The 16,126-nt window shown below is 52.0% G+C and carries 14 protein-coding genes and 5 tRNA genes; 17 read left to right on the top strand and 2 right to left on the bottom strand.

Annotated features, from left to right (window positions below; genetic code table 11):
• Positions 1 to 270 precede the first annotated feature (270 nt).
• From mltB to luxS, 17 genes are all read left to right on the top strand, one after another.
• Positions 271 to 1,353 (top strand): lytic murein transglycosylase B, encoded by a 1,083-nt coding sequence (gene mltB / locus EL29_RS13650; protein ID WP_028715717.1) that lies wholly within the window; start codon positions 271 to 273, stop codon positions 1,351 to 1,353.
• Positions 1,354 to 1,428: 75 nt separating this feature from the next.
• Positions 1,429 to 1,764, top strand: coding sequence for a zinc ribbon domain-containing protein YjdM (locus tag EL29_RS13645; RefSeq protein WP_014605175.1), 336 nt, complete (start codon positions 1,429 to 1,431; stop codon positions 1,762 to 1,764).
• Between the two features lie 183 nt (positions 1,765 to 1,947).
• On the top strand, positions 1,948 to 2,724 hold the full coding sequence (gene tam, locus EL29_RS13640) for a trans-aconitate 2-methyltransferase (protein WP_014594424.1): 777 nt from the start codon (positions 1,948 to 1,950) through the stop codon (positions 2,722 to 2,724).
• Positions 2,725 to 2,824: 100 nt separating this feature from the next.
• Positions 2,825 to 3,319 (top strand): nicotinamide-nucleotide amidase, encoded by a 495-nt coding sequence (pncC, locus tag EL29_RS13635; protein WP_013026906.1) that lies wholly within the window; start codon positions 2,825 to 2,827, stop codon positions 3,317 to 3,319.
• A gap of 95 nt (positions 3,320 to 3,414) precedes the next feature.
• Positions 3,415 to 4,485 carry a recombinase RecA gene (recA, locus tag EL29_RS13630; RefSeq protein WP_014594423.1) on the top strand — a complete coding sequence of 357 codons (1,071 nt, stop codon included), beginning with the start codon at positions 3,415 to 3,417 and terminating at the stop codon, positions 4,483 to 4,485.
• A 113-nt stretch (positions 4,486 to 4,598) separates the two neighbouring features.
• Positions 4,599 to 5,111, top strand: coding sequence for a regulatory protein RecX (locus EL29_RS13625; protein ID WP_028715716.1), 513 nt, complete (start codon positions 4,599 to 4,601; stop codon positions 5,109 to 5,111).
• 131 nt (positions 5,112 to 5,242) lie between these two features.
• A complete protein-coding gene (gene alaS, locus EL29_RS13620; RefSeq protein WP_014605176.1) occupies positions 5,243 to 7,870 on the top strand; it encodes an alanine--tRNA ligase in 2,628 nt (875 codons plus the stop codon).
• A 250-nt stretch (positions 7,871 to 8,120) separates the two neighbouring features.
• Positions 8,121 to 8,306, top strand: a complete 186-nt coding sequence (gene csrA / locus EL29_RS13615; RefSeq protein ID WP_006120718.1) for a carbon storage regulator CsrA — start codon at positions 8,121 to 8,123, stop codon at positions 8,304 to 8,306.
• Positions 8,307 to 8,589: 283 nt separating this feature from the next.
• Positions 8,590 to 8,682: transfer RNA gene (locus EL29_RS13610), tRNA-Ser, on the top strand.
• An 8-nt stretch (positions 8,683 to 8,690) separates the two neighbouring features.
• Positions 8,691 to 8,767: transfer RNA gene (locus tag EL29_RS13605), tRNA-Arg, on the top strand.
• Between the two features lie 134 nt (positions 8,768 to 8,901).
• Positions 8,902 to 8,978 (top strand) — tRNA-Arg (locus EL29_RS13600).
• 189 nt (positions 8,979 to 9,167) lie between these two features.
• A tRNA-Arg gene (locus EL29_RS13595) sits at positions 9,168 to 9,244 on the top strand.
• 321 nt (positions 9,245 to 9,565) lie between these two features.
• Positions 9,566 to 9,642 (top strand) — tRNA-Arg (locus EL29_RS13590).
• Between the two features lie 884 nt (positions 9,643 to 10,526).
• Complete coding sequence (gene yqaB, locus EL29_RS13585) at positions 10,527 to 11,099, top strand: fructose-1-phosphate/6-phosphogluconate phosphatase (protein ID WP_028715715.1); 573 nt, start codon at positions 10,527 to 10,529, stop codon at positions 11,097 to 11,099.
• Entirely contained in the window at positions 11,096 to 11,524 is a 429-nt protein-coding gene (locus tag EL29_RS13580) for a YqaA family protein (RefSeq protein ID WP_013026901.1), read from the top strand. Before yqaB ends, EL29_RS13580 begins: the two co-directional genes overlap by 4 nt.
• A gap of 31 nt (positions 11,525 to 11,555) precedes the next feature.
• Positions 11,556 to 13,160, top strand: a complete 1,605-nt coding sequence (gshA, locus tag EL29_RS13575; protein ID WP_022623089.1) for a glutamate--cysteine ligase — start codon at positions 11,556 to 11,558, stop codon at positions 13,158 to 13,160.
• Positions 13,161 to 13,311: 151 nt separating this feature from the next.
• Complete coding sequence (luxS, locus tag EL29_RS13570) at positions 13,312 to 13,827, top strand: S-ribosylhomocysteine lyase (RefSeq protein WP_013026899.1); 516 nt, start codon at positions 13,312 to 13,314, stop codon at positions 13,825 to 13,827.
• 182 nt (positions 13,828 to 14,009) lie between these two features.
• Here luxS and EL29_RS13565 read toward each other — a convergent pair whose 3' ends face one another.
• Together EL29_RS13565 and EL29_RS13560 are read right to left on the bottom strand one after the other, a co-directional pair.
• Complete coding sequence (locus EL29_RS13565) at positions 14,010 to 15,296, bottom strand: HlyC/CorC family transporter (RefSeq protein WP_013026898.1); 1,287 nt, start codon at positions 15,294 to 15,296, stop codon at positions 14,010 to 14,012.
• Positions 15,297 to 15,313: 17 nt separating this feature from the next.
• Positions 15,314 to 16,111, bottom strand: a complete 798-nt coding sequence (locus EL29_RS13560; RefSeq protein ID WP_013026897.1) for a cytochrome C assembly family protein — start codon at positions 16,109 to 16,111, stop codon at positions 15,314 to 15,316.
• Positions 16,112 to 16,126 lie beyond the last annotated feature (15 nt).

Genomic DNA, 16,126 nt, shown 5'->3' with positions numbered 1-16,126 from the left:
CAGCGACCATCATGCTGCATATGCCGCGCGGAAATAGTACCATTTTACGGCTCCTGCATCATCCGGCTTACCGCAGCGGGTAATGAAGTTAGCAAAGCCGGGTCGCCAACTGAATGATTTTTTTGATGAGAGAGAAAGCAGTAGAGGCATTTCACAAAACAGCCGGTTTGATTGTTAAAAAAAGTGTTTTTTTTACGATCTCGTTTGTATGTATCCGCGTTGAACGATTAACATTAAAATCCCTGGTCTGGCCTGTTATATGGATATCTGATGCGTTTTAAGCTTGCTTACCTTCCGCTTTTTGCCCTGCTTGCTGCCTGTAGCAGTAAGCCACACTCTTCGCAGCCGCCCGCCGAACTGGTTGCGCCTAAAGGTGGCTTTTTGCTGGAGCCGTCTCATGCTGTTCAGCCGATGTTTGGTGACTTCGCCAGCAATCCTGTTGCGGAACAGTTCATCGACAAAATGGTGGCGAAACACGGCTTCGACCGTGAGCAACTGCACGCCATTATTGGCCAGGCTAAGCGGCTGGACTACGTCCTGCGTTTAATGGATCGTCAGGCACCGTCCTATACACCGCCGAGTGGGCCTAACGGTGCCTGGATTCGCTATCGCAATAAATTTATCACACCGGATAACGTGCAAAATGGCGTCGCGTTCTGGAATCAATATCAGGATGCACTGCAGCGTGCGCAGCAGGTCTACGGCGTTCCGCCTGAGATTATTGTTGGCATTATCGGCGTGGAAACGCGCTGGGGCCGCATCATGGGGAAAACCCGCATTCTGGACGCGCTGGCAACGCTCTCATTTGATTACCCGCGCCGTGCTGCTTACTTTAGCGGTGAGCTGGAGACCTTCCTGCTCATGGCGCGTGATGAGAAGGACGATCCGCTCGATCTTAAAGGCTCCTTTGCGGGCGCGATGGGCTACGGTCAGTTCATGCCATCGTCCTACAAAGCTTATGCGGTAGATTTTAACGGTGACGGCCATATCAATTTGTGGGATCCCGTCGATGCGATAGGCAGTGTCGCACACTATTTCCAGCAGAACGGCTGGCGTCCGGGTGAAAATGTTGCCGTGCCAGCCAGTGGTCAGGCACCCATGCTCGAAAACGGTTTCAAAACCCGTTACAACGTCAGCACGCTGGCAGCATCGGGGCTTTCTCCACAGGGTTCGCTGGATGGCCATGACGAGGTCAGCCTGCTCCGTCTGGATCTCGGCACCAGCTACCAGTACTGGTACGGCTTGCCTAACTTCTATGCCATTACCCGCAACAACAACAGCACGCATTACGCGATGACCGTGTGGCAACTGGGAGAGGCGGTCAGCAAGGCGCGTCAGGGATCGCTGTTTTAAAACTACCCTTAGCAACTGTAAGGATATATGATGACGGCCCTTTATTCTGTGCCGTCCTCATTTTCTGGAGCCGTTATGTCTTTACCTGCTTGCCCTGTTTGCCATGCCGATTACACCTGGCAAGATGCTGAAAATCTTAACTGTCCGTCCTGTGGTCATATCTGGACTCAGGCTGAAGGGGATGACAGCGGTCAGGATTTGATCGTTCGTGATGCAAACGGCAATTTACTCGCCGATGGCGATAGCGTCACGGTCGTTAAAGATCTGAAGGTCAAAGGCAGTTCGTCTGTGCTGAAAATAGGCACCCGGGTTAAGAGCATCCGGCTGGTTGAAGGCGATCACAATATTGATTGCAAGATCGACGGATTTGGTCCGATGAAGCTCAAATCTGAGTTTGTGAAAAAGAACTGATTCTGCCGGGCGCCTGCTCGCTGCGCCCGATCTTATTCCTGTCAGCCCGACAGGGCTTTTCCCTTATAAAGACCTCCTGCCCGTTTGCGTGCCGCTGACATATTTTGCTGTTGGTCGGGCACTTTATGTTTATTTATACGTCTCATCTTCTGTGAATCTTTAACCCCTGAGAGGAGACGCAATATGCAAGACTGGGATCCCGCGCTGTATCGTAAATTTGAGGCAGAAAGAACGCGGCCTGCGCATGAATTACTGGCACGAATTGAGGTTGAAGATGTCCGGTTCGTTACCGATCTGGGCTGTGGCCCCGGGAACAGCACCGAACTGCTTTACGATGCCTGGCCGCAAGCGCAGGTGATCGGGCTTGACAGTTCTGCCGCCATGCTCGCGCAGGCGCGGGAACGTTTGCCTCAGTGCCAGTTTATTCAGGCGGATATCGGCAACTGGACAACCGACATCCCGCAGCAGGTGATTTATGCCAACGCGTCGCTGCAATGGCTTGGCGATCATCCCACCCTGTTACCACGTCTAGTCAGTCAACTGGCGCCTGCCGGTGCGCTGGCGGTTCAAATGCCCGATAACCTGGAAGAACCTTCGCATCAGTTAATGCGTGAGGTCGCGGCATCCGGCCCCTGGCGCGACAAGATCAGCGCGCAGGCGGCGGAACGCAAAAAATTACCCTCAACTGAACACTATTATGACGTGCTGACAAAGGCAGGCTGCGCGGTTGATATCTGGCGAACCACGTACTATCACGTTATGGACGATGCGCAGGCTATCATCCACTGGTTAAAGGCCACCGGGCTGCGTCCTTTCCTTGCGCCGCTGGACGTCTCTGAGCAGGAACAGTTTCTGGCTGCTTATCATCAGTGTCTTATTACCGGCTATCCCGCCCGTCAGGATGGCAAGGTACTCTTAGCTTTCCCCCGGCTTTTCATGGTGGCGACACGCAACGGCTAAACTGGAGCGTAACGCGCAATTTGTTGACTAAGCGCCCCTGAGTGCTTGAAAAAGCGCAGAGCATGCACCATGTTCACTCAACGGCGACAGGGAGCGAAAAATGAATGACCAGCAGTTGCACGCACTGAGTGCGCAGACAGGTGAGGCGCTTAAACAGCGTAACGCTACCGTAACTTGTGCAGAATCCTGCACGGGCGGCTGGATAGCAAAAGTGTTTACTGACGTGAGCGGAAGCTCTGCCTGGTTCGAACGGGGCTTTGTCACCTACAGTAACGATGCCAAACAAGAACTGGTCGGTGTCAGCGCGGCGTCACTGGCGCAATACGGCGCCGTCAGCGAGGCGGTAGTGCGTGAAATGGCCCTTGGGGCACAGCAGCGGGCGCGCGCCGATTACGCTATTTCCGTTAGCGGTATTGCCGGCCCGGATGGTGGCAGTGAAGACAAACCGGTAGGCACCGTCTGGTTTGGCTTTGCGGCGCCGGGTGGCGTGGTCATGGCTTTTCGTCAGCAGTTTGATGGCGATCGCGATGCCGTGCGCCGTCAGTCAGTTGGCTGGGCACTCCAGACGTTATCCCGTCAATTTCTACAAAATTAAACTTGATACTGTATGACTATACAGTATAATTACCCGCAACAGAAAGTGCACAGGCACCATGCGTGCGTGTTTACCCGGCATGATTAGGAGTAGAAATGGCAATTGATGAAAACAAACAGAAGGCTTTAGCTGCCGCGCTCGGCCAGATTGAGAAGCAATTTGGTAAAGGCTCCATCATGCGCTTGGGTGAAGACCGCTCAATGGATGTGGAAACCATTTCAACGGGTTCTCTGTCACTGGATATCGCATTAGGTGCGGGTGGTTTACCGATGGGGCGTATCGTTGAGATCTACGGCCCAGAGGCCTCAGGTAAAACGACACTGACACTTCAGGTTATTGCCGCCGCGCAGCGTAAGGGCAAAACCTGTGCCTTTATCGATGCCGAGCACGCACTGGATCCCATCTATGCTAAGAAACTGGGCGTAGATATCGACAATCTGCTGTGTTCACAGCCGGATACCGGTGAGCAGGCCCTGGAAATTTGTGATGCGCTGGCCCGCTCTGGTGCCGTTGACGTCATTATCGTTGACTCCGTAGCTGCACTGACGCCAAAAGCCGAAATCGAAGGTGAAATCGGTGACTCACACATGGGCCTGGCGGCACGTATGATGAGCCAGGCAATGCGTAAGCTGGCGGGTAACCTGAAGCAGTCAAATACGCTGCTGATCTTCATCAACCAGATTCGTATGAAGATTGGTGTGATGTTCGGTAACCCGGAAACCACTACCGGTGGTAACGCGCTGAAGTTCTACGCTTCTGTTCGCCTTGATATTCGCCGTATCGGTGCGATTAAAGAGGGTGACAACGTGGTGGGTAGTGAAACGCGCGTTAAAGTCGTTAAGAACAAAATTGCAGCACCATTTAAACAGGCTGAGTTCCAGATCATGTACGGCGAAGGCATTAACACCTTCGGTGAGCTGGTGGATCTTGGCGTGAAGCACAAGCTGATTGAAAAAGCCGGTGCATGGTACAGCTATAAAGGCGATAAGATCGGTCAGGGCAAGGCAAACGCGGGCAACTTCCTCAAAGAAAATGCCGCGGTGGCCGACGAGCTTGATATCAAACTGCGTGAAATGCTGCTTAACGGTGGCGATCAAAACATCGCGGCGGACGTTGCAGGCAACGACGTTGAGAAGGCGGCGAGCGAAGCCAACGAAGATTATTAAAGCCTGAAGCAGGAGCGGATTTTCCGCTCCTGTTTTACATTAACGCCTCACGTGCCTTTCCTCTGTTCCTGTCTCCCGCCATACTCTCCCTCCGTTCGTAAAAGGTGCGCAGTATGTCTGAACAATCTCAGCCACAAGTCATCTCATTTTCACGCCTGCTGGATCGTGCGATGCGCCTGCTGGGCCAGCGTGACCACAGCCGCGAAGAGCTTAAACAAAAGCTCCAGCTGTCCGCTCAGTGTAGCGCGTGGATGAAACAAAAAGATCCTGAAATCATTACGCCCGAGCTAATGGAAAAGGTGCTGAACTGGTGTGGTGAAAACGGCTGGTTAAATGACGAGCGCTTTACCGCACGATTTATTCAGAGCCGAAGCCGCAAGGGATTTGGTTCACAGCGTATCAGGCTGGAGCTGGCACAAAAGGGCATCAGCCGTGATGCGATCGATCTCGCCATGGAAGAAACCGATATTGATTGGTCGGCCTGTGCGGCTGAACTCGCCGAGAAAAAATTTGGTCACCCATTGCCGACAGAATGGAAAGAAAAAGCCAAAGTGCAGCGCTTTTTGCATGCCAAAGGCTTTCTGAGCGAGGATATTCAGCAGGTTTTCAGAAATTTTGATGACTAAAAGTCGATGTGATTTTACTTCCCTCCGAAGAATATTTATCTTACCCCTTTTGGTTCCTTATGCTTGCTGCCGTAACGATGCGGTACGCCTGATAAAGAAGGACCTTTCGTTAGCGTGATTCCAGGATATATATGAGCAAGAGCACTGCTGAGATCCGTCAAGCGTTTCTCGACTTTTTCAATAGTAAGGGACATCAGGTTGTAGCAAGCAGCTCCCTGGTACCAAACAACGATCCGACGTTGCTGTTTACCAACGCCGGAATGAACCAGTTCAAAGATGTGTTTCTGGGTCAGGAAAAGCGTGACTACACGCGAGCAACGACGTCACAACGCTGCGTACGTGCCGGCGGGAAACACAACGATCTTGAAAACGTCGGTTATACCGCACGTCACCACACCTTTTTTGAAATGCTGGGCAATTTCAGCTTTGGCGACTACTTCAAAAAAGAAGCTATTGCGTTTGCCTGGGAACTGCTGACCGGCGAGCAGTGGTTTAAGCTGCCCAAAGAGCGCCTGTGGGTCACCGTGTATGAAACCGATGACGAAGCTTACGATATCTGGGCCAACGATATTGGCGTTCCCCGTGAGCGTATTATCCGTATCGGTGATAACAAGGGCAGCGCCTACGCGTCAGATAACTTCTGGCAGATGGGTGATACCGGGCCTTGCGGTCCCTGCAGCGAAATTTTCTACGATCACGGCGACCATATCTGGGGCGGACCACCGGGCAGCCCTGAAGAGGATGGCGATCGCTATATCGAGATCTGGAACATCGTCTTTATGCAGTTTAACCGTCAGGCGGATGGCACGATGTTGCCATTACCTAAGCCCTCTGTGGATACCGGGATGGGGCTGGAACGTATTACTGCGGTTCTGCAGCATGTTAATTCAAACTATGAAATCGACCTGTTCCAGACGTTGATTGAAGCGGTTGCGAAGGTCACCGGCGCGACCGATCTGAATAATAAATCCCTGCGCGTTATTGCCGATCACATTCGTTCCTGCGCCTTCCTGATTGCCGATGGCGTCATTCCGTCGAATGAAAACCGTGGCTATGTCCTGCGTCGTATCATTCGCCGCGCCGTACGTCACGGCAATATGCTGGGTGCTAAAGACGCATTCTTCTACAAGCTGGTTGCACCACTGATTCAGGTCATGGGCGCGGCAGGCGAAGAGTTACAGCGTCAGCAGGCACAGGTTGAGAACGTTCTGAAAAGTGAAGAAGAGCAGTTTGCTAAAACGCTTGAACGTGGCCTGGCACTTCTGGACGAGGAACTGGCAAAACTGCAGGGTGATACACTGGATGGCGAAACCGTCTTCCGCTTATACGATACCTTCGGATTCCCTGCCGATTTAACGGCTGACGTTTGCCGTGAACGTAACCTCAAAATCGATGAAGCCGGTTTTGAAAAGGCGATGGAACAGCAGCGTCAGCGCGCACGTGAAGCCAGCGGCTTCGGCGCAGACTACAGCAATGTGATTCGTATCGACGCGGCTTCGTCGTTTAAAGGCTATGAGCAGTTGGATCTGACGGCGACCGTCAAGGCGCTGTTCGTGAACGGTGAAGCCGTTGACGCCCTGTCTGCCGGTCAGGACGCGGTGATTGTGCTGGATGAAACGCCATTTTATGGCGAGTCTGGCGGTCAGGTAGGTGACACTGGCGAGCTGAAAGGCAATAACGCGCTGTTTAGCGTACAGGATACGCAAAAATATGGTCAGGCGATTGGTCATATTGGCAAACTCAGCAGCGGACAATTACGCGTTGGCGATCGTCTTGAGGCGGTGGTTGATGAGGCGCGCAGGGCTCGTATTCGTCTGAATCACTCCGCAACGCATCTGTTGCATGCTGCATTGCGTCAGGTTTTAGGTGAACATGTTGCTCAGAAGGGCTCGTTGGTTAACGACAAATATTTGCGTTTTGACTTCTCACATTTTGAGGCCATGAAACCTCAGGAGATTCGTCAGGTCGAAGATATTGTTAACGCACAGATCCGTCGCAATTTGCCTGTTGAAACCCGTGTCATGGATCTTGAGGCGGCGAAAGCCAAAGGCGCGATGGCCCTGTTCGGTGAAAAATACGATCAGCAGGTTCGCGTTCTGACCATGGGGGATTTCTCGGTTGAGCTGTGTGGCGGAACGCACGCTGCGCGAACCGGTGATATCGGCCTGTTCCGCATTCAGGCCGAGTCCGGTACTGCCGCAGGGATTCGCCGTATTGAGGCGATCACAGGCGAGGCGGCTCTGGCACAGGTTTATGCGCAGAGTAGCCAGCTACAGGATATTGCCCAACTGGTGAAAGCCAACAGCAGTAACCTGAATGAAAAAGTGCGCGGGCTGGTTGATCATCTGCGTTCGCTGGAGAAAGAGTTACAGCAGTTACGCGATCAGCAGGCGGCGCAGGAAAGTGCGCAGCTGGGTAATCATGCGGTCGACGTCAAAGGCGTTAAGCTGCTGGTGACTGAGCTCAGCAACACCGATCCGAAAATGCTGAGGACCATGGTGGATGATCTGAAAAACCAGCTGGGCTCGGCGATTATCGTGCTGGCTACGGTAGCAGATGGCAAAGTGTCACTGATTGCTGGCGTAACGAAAGATTTAACCGACCGTGTTAAGGCTGGGGAACTCATCGCCGAACTTGCGCCTAAAGTGGGTGGTAAGGGCGGTGGCAGACCGGACATGGCGCAGGCAGGTGGCAGTGATGCTACTGCACTGAAAGGTGCGCTGGCAGGTGTTGAAGGATGGGTTTCGAGCCGTCTGTAATGAAATAAAATAATTCATCGTAGCAAGCGCCAGAACTGATGTTCCGGCGCTTTTTAATACGATGTTAAATTTGCTAGTGACAAAGTCGGGTTGATGTAGCGTATTTCGGCTAAACTATTTATCAGCAGAATGTATTGGCGCGTTGATGTGCAATGGTGTATTTCTCATAGCCTGTGTACAGCGTTAAGTGATGGATAACGCCGGGAAGCTTTATCAAGCCCGACTCTTTTAATCTTTCAAGGAGCAAAGAATGCTTATTCTAACTCGTCGAGTTGGTGAAACCCTCATGATCGGTGATGAGGTGACTGTAACGGTACTGGGCGTCAAAGGTAACCAGGTCCGCATTGGTGTTAACGCACCAAAAGAAGTGTCTGTGCATCGCGAAGAGATTTATCAGCGCATCCAGGCCGAAAAAACGCAACAAACCAACGTTTGACAGATTCAGCGTCTCGCACCTGTGCGAGACGCTACCCTTTGTTCCCACCTTCTCGCCTTTTCTTTTTCCTCGTTATCTACCCTTTTTGTTAACTTCATCATCTTTGATTGTTGATTATTCACTCTTTTTGCGGTCATTTTGTCCCAATTGCCTGTCATTTGTGCAAACGGAAAAAACCTTCCGAAAAATTGTTTGACTTATAAGTGCGGGAAAGTAATATGTGCGCCACGCAGTGCCGATGAGCAGAAACAAGTTCAGAAGCGCAGTTCGGAAGAACGCGTAAGGTGAGGTGGCCGAGAGGCTGAAGGCGCTCCCCTGCTAAGGGAGTATACGGTCAAAAGCTGTATCGAGGGTTCGAATCCCTCCCTCACCGCCATTTCCGATGCATCCGTAGCTCAGCTGGATAGAGTACTCGGCTACGAACCGAGCGGTCGGAGGTTCGAATCCTCCCGGATGCACCATATCGTTGAATATGGATATGTTGATGTCAGGCGAAGCGCCGCAGAAAACATTGTCGGAACAGAGTTGTAAAGTGAATTAGCAATTCCTTCATGGTGAGTCGTTAGCACCCTGCGTTGTACAAGAATTTCATAATGCATCCGTAGCTCAGCTGGATAGAGTACTCGGCTACGAACCGAGCGGTCGGAGGTTCGAATCCTCCCGGATGCACCATACTTTTCGGTATGGACGTGTATTCCTGGTCTGTAAGACATAGTCGATTTGTCAGGCAGAGCCAGGGAGGATAACGTTGCTTCAGCAACGGCCCGAAGGGCGAGGCGTCAGCCGAATAATCCTCCCGGATGCACCATTCTTCGTATTATCCCCAGGTTGATTTCTGCCAGTCCATAAAAGATTATCTATGCATCCGTAGCTCAGCTGGATAGAGTACTCGGCTACGAACCGAGCGGTCGGAGGTTCGAATCCTCCCGGATGCACCATATTCTGTAGTGCTAAAGCGAAACCTCTCTGTCATGGTCCGGTGTCATCACAGCGAACACCAGGGAGGATAACGTTGCTTCAGCAACGGCCCGAAGGGCGAGGCGTCAGCCGAGTCATCCTCCCGGATGCACCATATTCTGCAGTGCTCAAGCGAAGCCTCTCTGTCATAATCAGGTGTCATCACAGCGAACACCAGGGAGGATAACGTTGCTTCAGCAACGACCCGAAGGGCGAGGCGTCAGCCAAGTCATCCTCCCGGATGCACTATTCTTCGTATTACCCCCAGGTTGATTTTTGCCAGTCCATAAAAGCTTTCCTGTGCATCCGTAGCTCAGCTGGATAGAGTACTCGGCTACGAACCGAGCGGTCGGAGGTTCGAATCCTCCCGGATGCACCATATTCTGTAGTGCTAAAGCGAAACCTCTCTGTCATGGTCCGGTGTCATCACAGCGAACACCAGGGAGGATAACGTTGCTTCAGCAACGGCCCGAAGGGCGAGGCGTCAGCCGAGTCATCCTCCCGGATGCACCATATTCTGCAGTGCTCAAGCGAAGCCTCTCTGTCATAATCAGGTGTCATCACAGCGAACACCAGGGAGGATAACGTTGCTTCAGCAACGGCCCGAAGGGCGAGGCGTCAGCCGAGTCATCCTCCCGGATGCACCATATTTTTCGGTATGGACGTGTATTCCTGGTCTGTAAGACATAGTCGATTTTTCAGGCAGAGCCAGGAAGGATAGCGTTGCTTAAGCAACGGCCCGAAGGGCGAGGCGTCAGCCGAGTCATCCTTACGCAGGGACTGTCTTGCGAATCTTCTGGCCGAAATCCCCAGCATATGACCTGTGAAGCCATCGTGTTATCAGGCGCAGGACAACACTGTTCGTTCTCTCTGTTTACTCAGACGACCTGAGAACGCCTCACCTGAATGCTCTCAAACCACACCTGTGTCGCGCAAGCTTCGGTTTATGCGGCCTGAACGCGTCCGGGCTTTAAGGCGTGAGCGTAGTCGCGATCTTGTGCCAGAATCACATTGATTGTGGTGATACATTTTCTGCTGAACATTGTTAATCCTTGATAACATTCCTGGCATAGCGCTTACCTTCTGCATCGCTGCTAAAATCACAGGGAATTCGCGACCTTACAGGCTTTCCAACCCGATCACCTTTATCTGAAAACTAAAATAGCTAATGCTTTCAAAGCATTTGCTGTTCATCCCGCCTGGCGACAACCTACGCACATTCAGCTAAAGTAATGGCTCATTTGTTGGAGGTCCTCAGTGACAATCTACGATCAATACGACGCCCTGATTTTCGATATGGACGGTACTATTCTTGATACTGAACCGACACATCGAAAAGCGTGGCGTAAGGTGCTGTCACGCTATGGCCTGGCGTTCGATGAAGCGCGCGTAACGGCGTTCAACGGTGCGCCCTCATGGCAACTGGCGAAGTTCATTATTGAAACCAATAATTCAGATCGCGATCCTTATTTGCTCGCCGCTGAAAAAACGGCAGCGGTAAAAGCGATGCTGCTGGATAACGTGCAGCCGCTTCCGCTCATGGAGGTCGTCAAGGCGTACTATGGTCGCCGCCCTTTGGCTGTGGGTACAGGCAGTGAGCACGCTATGGCTGATGCGCTGCTCAGCCAGTTGGGTGTCAGAGATCTCTTTTCTGCTGTGGTGGGGGCCGACGACGTGAAGCGTCACAAGCCTGAGCCCGATACCTTTCTACTTCTACGCTGTGCTGCGCTGATGGGCATCGCGCCAGAGCGCTGTGTGGTGTTCGAAGACGCTGATTTTGGCGTGCAGGCAGCGAAGGCCGCAGGGATGGCCGTGGTTGATGTTCGCCTGCTGTGAGCGAAACACTGGCTTATGTGTCTTTATTGAGTAGCAGCTTTCTCAGTGCGACGTTACTTCCGGGTAGCTCAGAGGCGCTGTTAGTTGCACTACTGATCGCGAAAAGCGCATCAGTTTATGGGTTGATTTTAGTCGCATCGTTAGGGAATACCCTGGGTGGCTTGACCAACATAATTTTGGGTCGCTTATTGCCGTTAAAACGTCAGGGGCGATGGCATGAGACAGCGATGACGTGGTTGCAACGGCTGGGGCCGGCAGCACTGTTGTTAAGTTGGCTACCGGTTGTAGGCGATCTGCTCTGCGTTCTTGCAGGTTGGTTACGCTTTGGCTGGTTGCCCTCGATACTGTTTCTGGCTATCGGTAAAACGCTGCGTTATATCGTTATTGCGACCGCCACATTACAGGGCATGGAATGGTGGCATTGATTCGTACTGATTCGGGGCTAGGGTTAACACTATGCTGAACAAAAATAAATTATTCACACAGCGGGAGGTTAATGTGATCCCCGACGTATCAAAAGCGTTATCCTGGCTGGAAGCGCATCCTGATGCACTTAAAGGCATTGGCCGTGGCATTGAACGTGAAACGCTGCGTGTGCAGCCAGATGGTCATCTTGCGACGACCGCGCATCCAGAGTCACTGGGGTCGGCGCTTAAGCATGACTGGATCACCACCGACTTTGCTGAAACGCTGCTGGAGTTTATTACCCCGGTTGATCACAGCATCGATCACATGCTGGCGTTTTTGCGTGACGTTCATCGTCATGTTGCCCGCGAACTCGGTGAAGAGCGCATGTGGCCTTTCAGCATGCCTTGCCTGATTGAAGATGCGGATAAAATTACGCTGGCACAATACGGCAAATCCAATATCGGTCGTATGAAAACCCTTTACCGTCAGGGATTAAAGAACCGCTATGGTGCGTTGATGCAAACCATCTCCGGTATCCATTACAACTTCTCGCTGCCGTTGTCCTTCTGGCAGGCCTGGGCGGACGTAAAAGATTATGAAAGCGGTAAAGAAACCATATCTGCCGGTTATCTGCGGCTGATCCGCAACTACTATCGTTTTGGCTGGATCATCCCTTATCTGTTTGGCGCATCGCCCGCAATTTGTTCCAGTTTCCTGCAGGGCAGAGAAAGCGCGCTGCCGTTTGATACCGATAATAAAGGTACGCTCTGGCTCCCCTATGCCACTTCGCTGCGTCTGAGTGACCTGGGCTATACCAATAAGTCGCAGAGCTCGCTGGGTATTACCTTTAACTCTCTTGAGGGTTATGTCAGCGCCCTGAAAAAAGCGATTAAAACGCCTTCTGAAGACTTCGTGAAGATGGGCACGCGGGATGCAGACGGAAACTGGTTGCAGCTGAACACTAACGTCCTGCAGATTGAGAATGAGCTCTATGCGCCGATTCGTCCCAAGCGCGTTACCCGATCCGGTGAAGCGCCTTCCGATGCCCTGCAACGTGGCGGCATCGAGTACATCGAAGTGCGCTCAATGGACATTAACCCTTTCTCGCCCATCGGGGTGGATGAAAACCAGGTGCGGTTCCTGGATCTGTTCCTGATTTGGTGCACGCTGGCAGATGCGCCAGAGATGAGTTCTGATGAATTGCAGTGCAGTCGGCAGAACTGGAATCGCGTGGTGCTGGAAGGGCGCAAACCCGATCTGAAAATTGCAGTCGGCTGCGGTGAAGCAGAGTATTCACTGGTCGAGGTCGGCAAGACACTGTTTGCTGATTTGCGCCGCGTTGCGGAAGCGCTGGACAGCAATCAAGGCACAACAGAATATCAGCAAGTCTGTGACGAACTGGTAGCATCCTTCGACGATCCTGAGCTAACCTATTCGGCGCGTATTCTTAAAGCCATGAAAGAAAGCGGCGTGACGGGAACGGGCATCGCTCTGGCAGAGCAGTATCAGCAGTTGCTGGTTAACGAGCCACTGGAAGTGCTCAAGCCGGAAGACTTTGCGCGTCAGGCACAGGCGTCCGTTGCCGCGCAGCAGCAGCTTGAAGCGAATGATACGTTAGATTTTGAAACCTATCTGGCTGGCCGGGAAGGGTAGAAAAGAAAAAGGCCACATCAATGTGGCCAAATTAACATCTCTGTTGTCAGGGATGGATGATAACAAATGCGCGTCTTTCATATATTCAGACGCTGGGCGATCGGAAAAGTTTCATCGTTCTCAAAAAATTTTTCAGACCAAGAGGTGACGTATGCCATTACTGGATAGTTTTACTGTTGATCACACCATCATGGCCGCGCCCGCAGTGCGTGTAGCAAAAACCATGAAGACTCCCCATGGCGATACGATTACTGTTTTTGACCTGCGTTTTTGTCGCCCCAATATCGACATTCTGACTGAACGTGGGATCCACACGCTTGAGCATTTGTTTGCGGGCTTTATGCGTAACCATCTCAACGGTAACGGCGTAGAGATTGTTGATATTTCACCTATGGGTTGCCGCACAGGCTTCTACATGAGCCTGATTGGTACACCAGACGAGCAACGTGTGGCACAAGCCTGGAAAGGCGCGATGGAAGACGTGCTGAAGGTGAAAGATCAGAACCAGATTCCAGAGCTGAACGAATATCAGTGTGGCAGCTATAAACTGCATTCTCTGGATGAAGCTCAGCAAATTGCCCGCAACGTGCTGGCGCAGGAGATCGGTGTTAACCACAATGACGATCTGAAACTGCCTGCCGAAAAACTGAAAGAGCTGCACATCTAGTCAGTTAGGTTAGTCCGGACAGTAAAACGCCGCACATGAGCGGCGTTTTTTTATAACAGCGCCTGCATGACGACGGCGGGCTTTTCAAATACCTGCGGGTCTGGCGATAGAAACTGCCTTGCAATGAACTGCACCCAAAAAGTTGGACACCCAACTGAGTAAGGTGCAGTTTTTTATGAGCATCAGGATCCTACGGATTGCTTGAGCGGTGTCTGTGGTGTGATGCGAACCTGCTTAATCATATTGTCCTGCACATCCAGAATATCAACATCATAGTGATTCACCTGAACGCGCGTGTTCACTGTTGGAATCTCTTCCAGTGCTTCCAGTAACATACCGTTGATGGTACGCGCTTCCTGCTCAGGCAGTTGCCAGTTGAAGGCTTTATTGATCTCACGAATATTCGCGCTACCTTCAATCAGCACGGAGCCATCATTTTGCGGCATCACTTCTTCAGCCAGCGACGGAGACATTGAGGTCGTGAAATCACCCACAATCTCCTCCAGAATGTCCTCTATCGAAATCAGGCCTTTGATATCGCCGTACTCATCCACGACCAGACCGGTCTTTTTCTTGTTGCGCTGAAATTTCACCAACTGAACGTTGAGCGGCGTGCCTTCGGGAATGTAGTAGATCTCATCGGCGGCACGCAGCAGCATCTCTTTCGTAAACTCTTTTTTCTCGGTCATCATGCGCCAGGCTTCGCGCACCCGCAGCATCCCTACACAATCATCCAGCGAATCACGGAACAGGACAATGCGACCGTGCGGTGAATGGCTTAACTGACGGATGACTGATTTCCAGTCATCGTTGATGTTAATACCAACAATCTCGTTACGCGGCACCATAATGTCGTCCACACTGACCTTTTCAAGGTCCAGTACAGATAACAACATATCCTGATTGCGGCGCGACATGTGCGTACGCGATTCGTAAACGATGGTACGCAACTCTTCTTTACTGAGTGCTGAACTGATCGCACCATCCGCCCGGATGCCCACCAGTCGCATCAGCAGTCGGGTAATGGTGTTAAGCAACCACACCAGGGGCAGCATGATGTATTGCAGCGGACCGAGCAGAAAGCTACTGGGGTAAGCGACTTTTTCTGGATAAAGTGCAGCAACCGTTTTGGGCAGCACTTCTGCAAACACCAGTACAACAAATGTCAGGATACCGGTCGCGATCGCGACACCGGCATCGCCATACAAACGCATCCCTACGATAGTACCAATGGCGGACGCCAGAATATTGACCAGGTTATTACCGATAAGGACCAGGCTGATGAGGCGATCCGGGCGCTTTAACAATTTTTCGACGCGGCGGGCTGCGCGATGGCCATGTTTAGCCTGATGGCGCAGTTTATAACGATTGAGCGTCATCATGCCGGTTTCAGAGCCTGAAAAATAGGCTGAAACCAACACCATAATGATGAGTGTGACAATCAACGTCGTGGTCGAAACATGTTCCACCGCAAAACTTCCTTTTATTAAGAACTGTGAATGAGCAGGTGTTGCAGTACGCGACTGCCAAAGTACGCCATCGTGAGCAGCGCTGCGCCGCCGCAGTTAAACCACACTACGCGGCGACCACGCCAGCCTTCATGATAGTGGCCCCAGAGCAGAACGATGTAGACAAACCAGGCAATAATCGACAGCACGGCCTTATCTACGTTTTCGGCGCTGAACAGGTCATGCATATAAAACAGGCCGGTACACAGCACCAGCGTCAGTAACACAACGCCAACCTGGGTGATGTGAAACATTTTACGTTCAATGGTCAGCAGCGGTGGCATGTCCTGAGTGAAAGCCAGTTTTTTGTTCTTAAGCTGGTAATCAATCCACGCAAGCTGCAACGCGTACAACGCCGCGATGATGAGCGTTGCATAGGCAAACAGCGACAGCCCGATATGAATCATAATGCCGGGCGTGGTTTCAAGGTGCGTAATAAACGCATTCGGGACAAAAGTGGCAAAGGCCAGGTTAATTAATGCAAAGCTGTAAACAATTGGCAGCAGTAGCCAGCCACGATTTCGGGAGGCAACAATGGTCATGATTGCACAAATCAGCAGGCTGACCAGAGAGCCGATATTCAACAGGCTGAGATTTTGCCCGCCATCAACGGCAAAGATACGCTGCTGCAGGGCGACAGCGTGCGTGACTAACGCCACACAGGCCGACAGCACAGCTAACCTGCGCCAGCCGCTTTGACGCTTCAACAGGCTGGGGATGATGAGTGCAAGGCTCAGGGAGTAGGCGAACAGCGCCACAATCGCGAAAACGGACATAGTTCCTTTCAGGCA

The organism is Pantoea ananatis LMG 2665, assembly GCF_000710035.2.
GTDB classification, from domain to species: domain Bacteria; phylum Pseudomonadota; class Gammaproteobacteria; order Enterobacterales; family Enterobacteriaceae; genus Pantoea; species Pantoea ananatis.
This window is presented reverse-complemented; position numbering and strand designations above follow the sequence as displayed.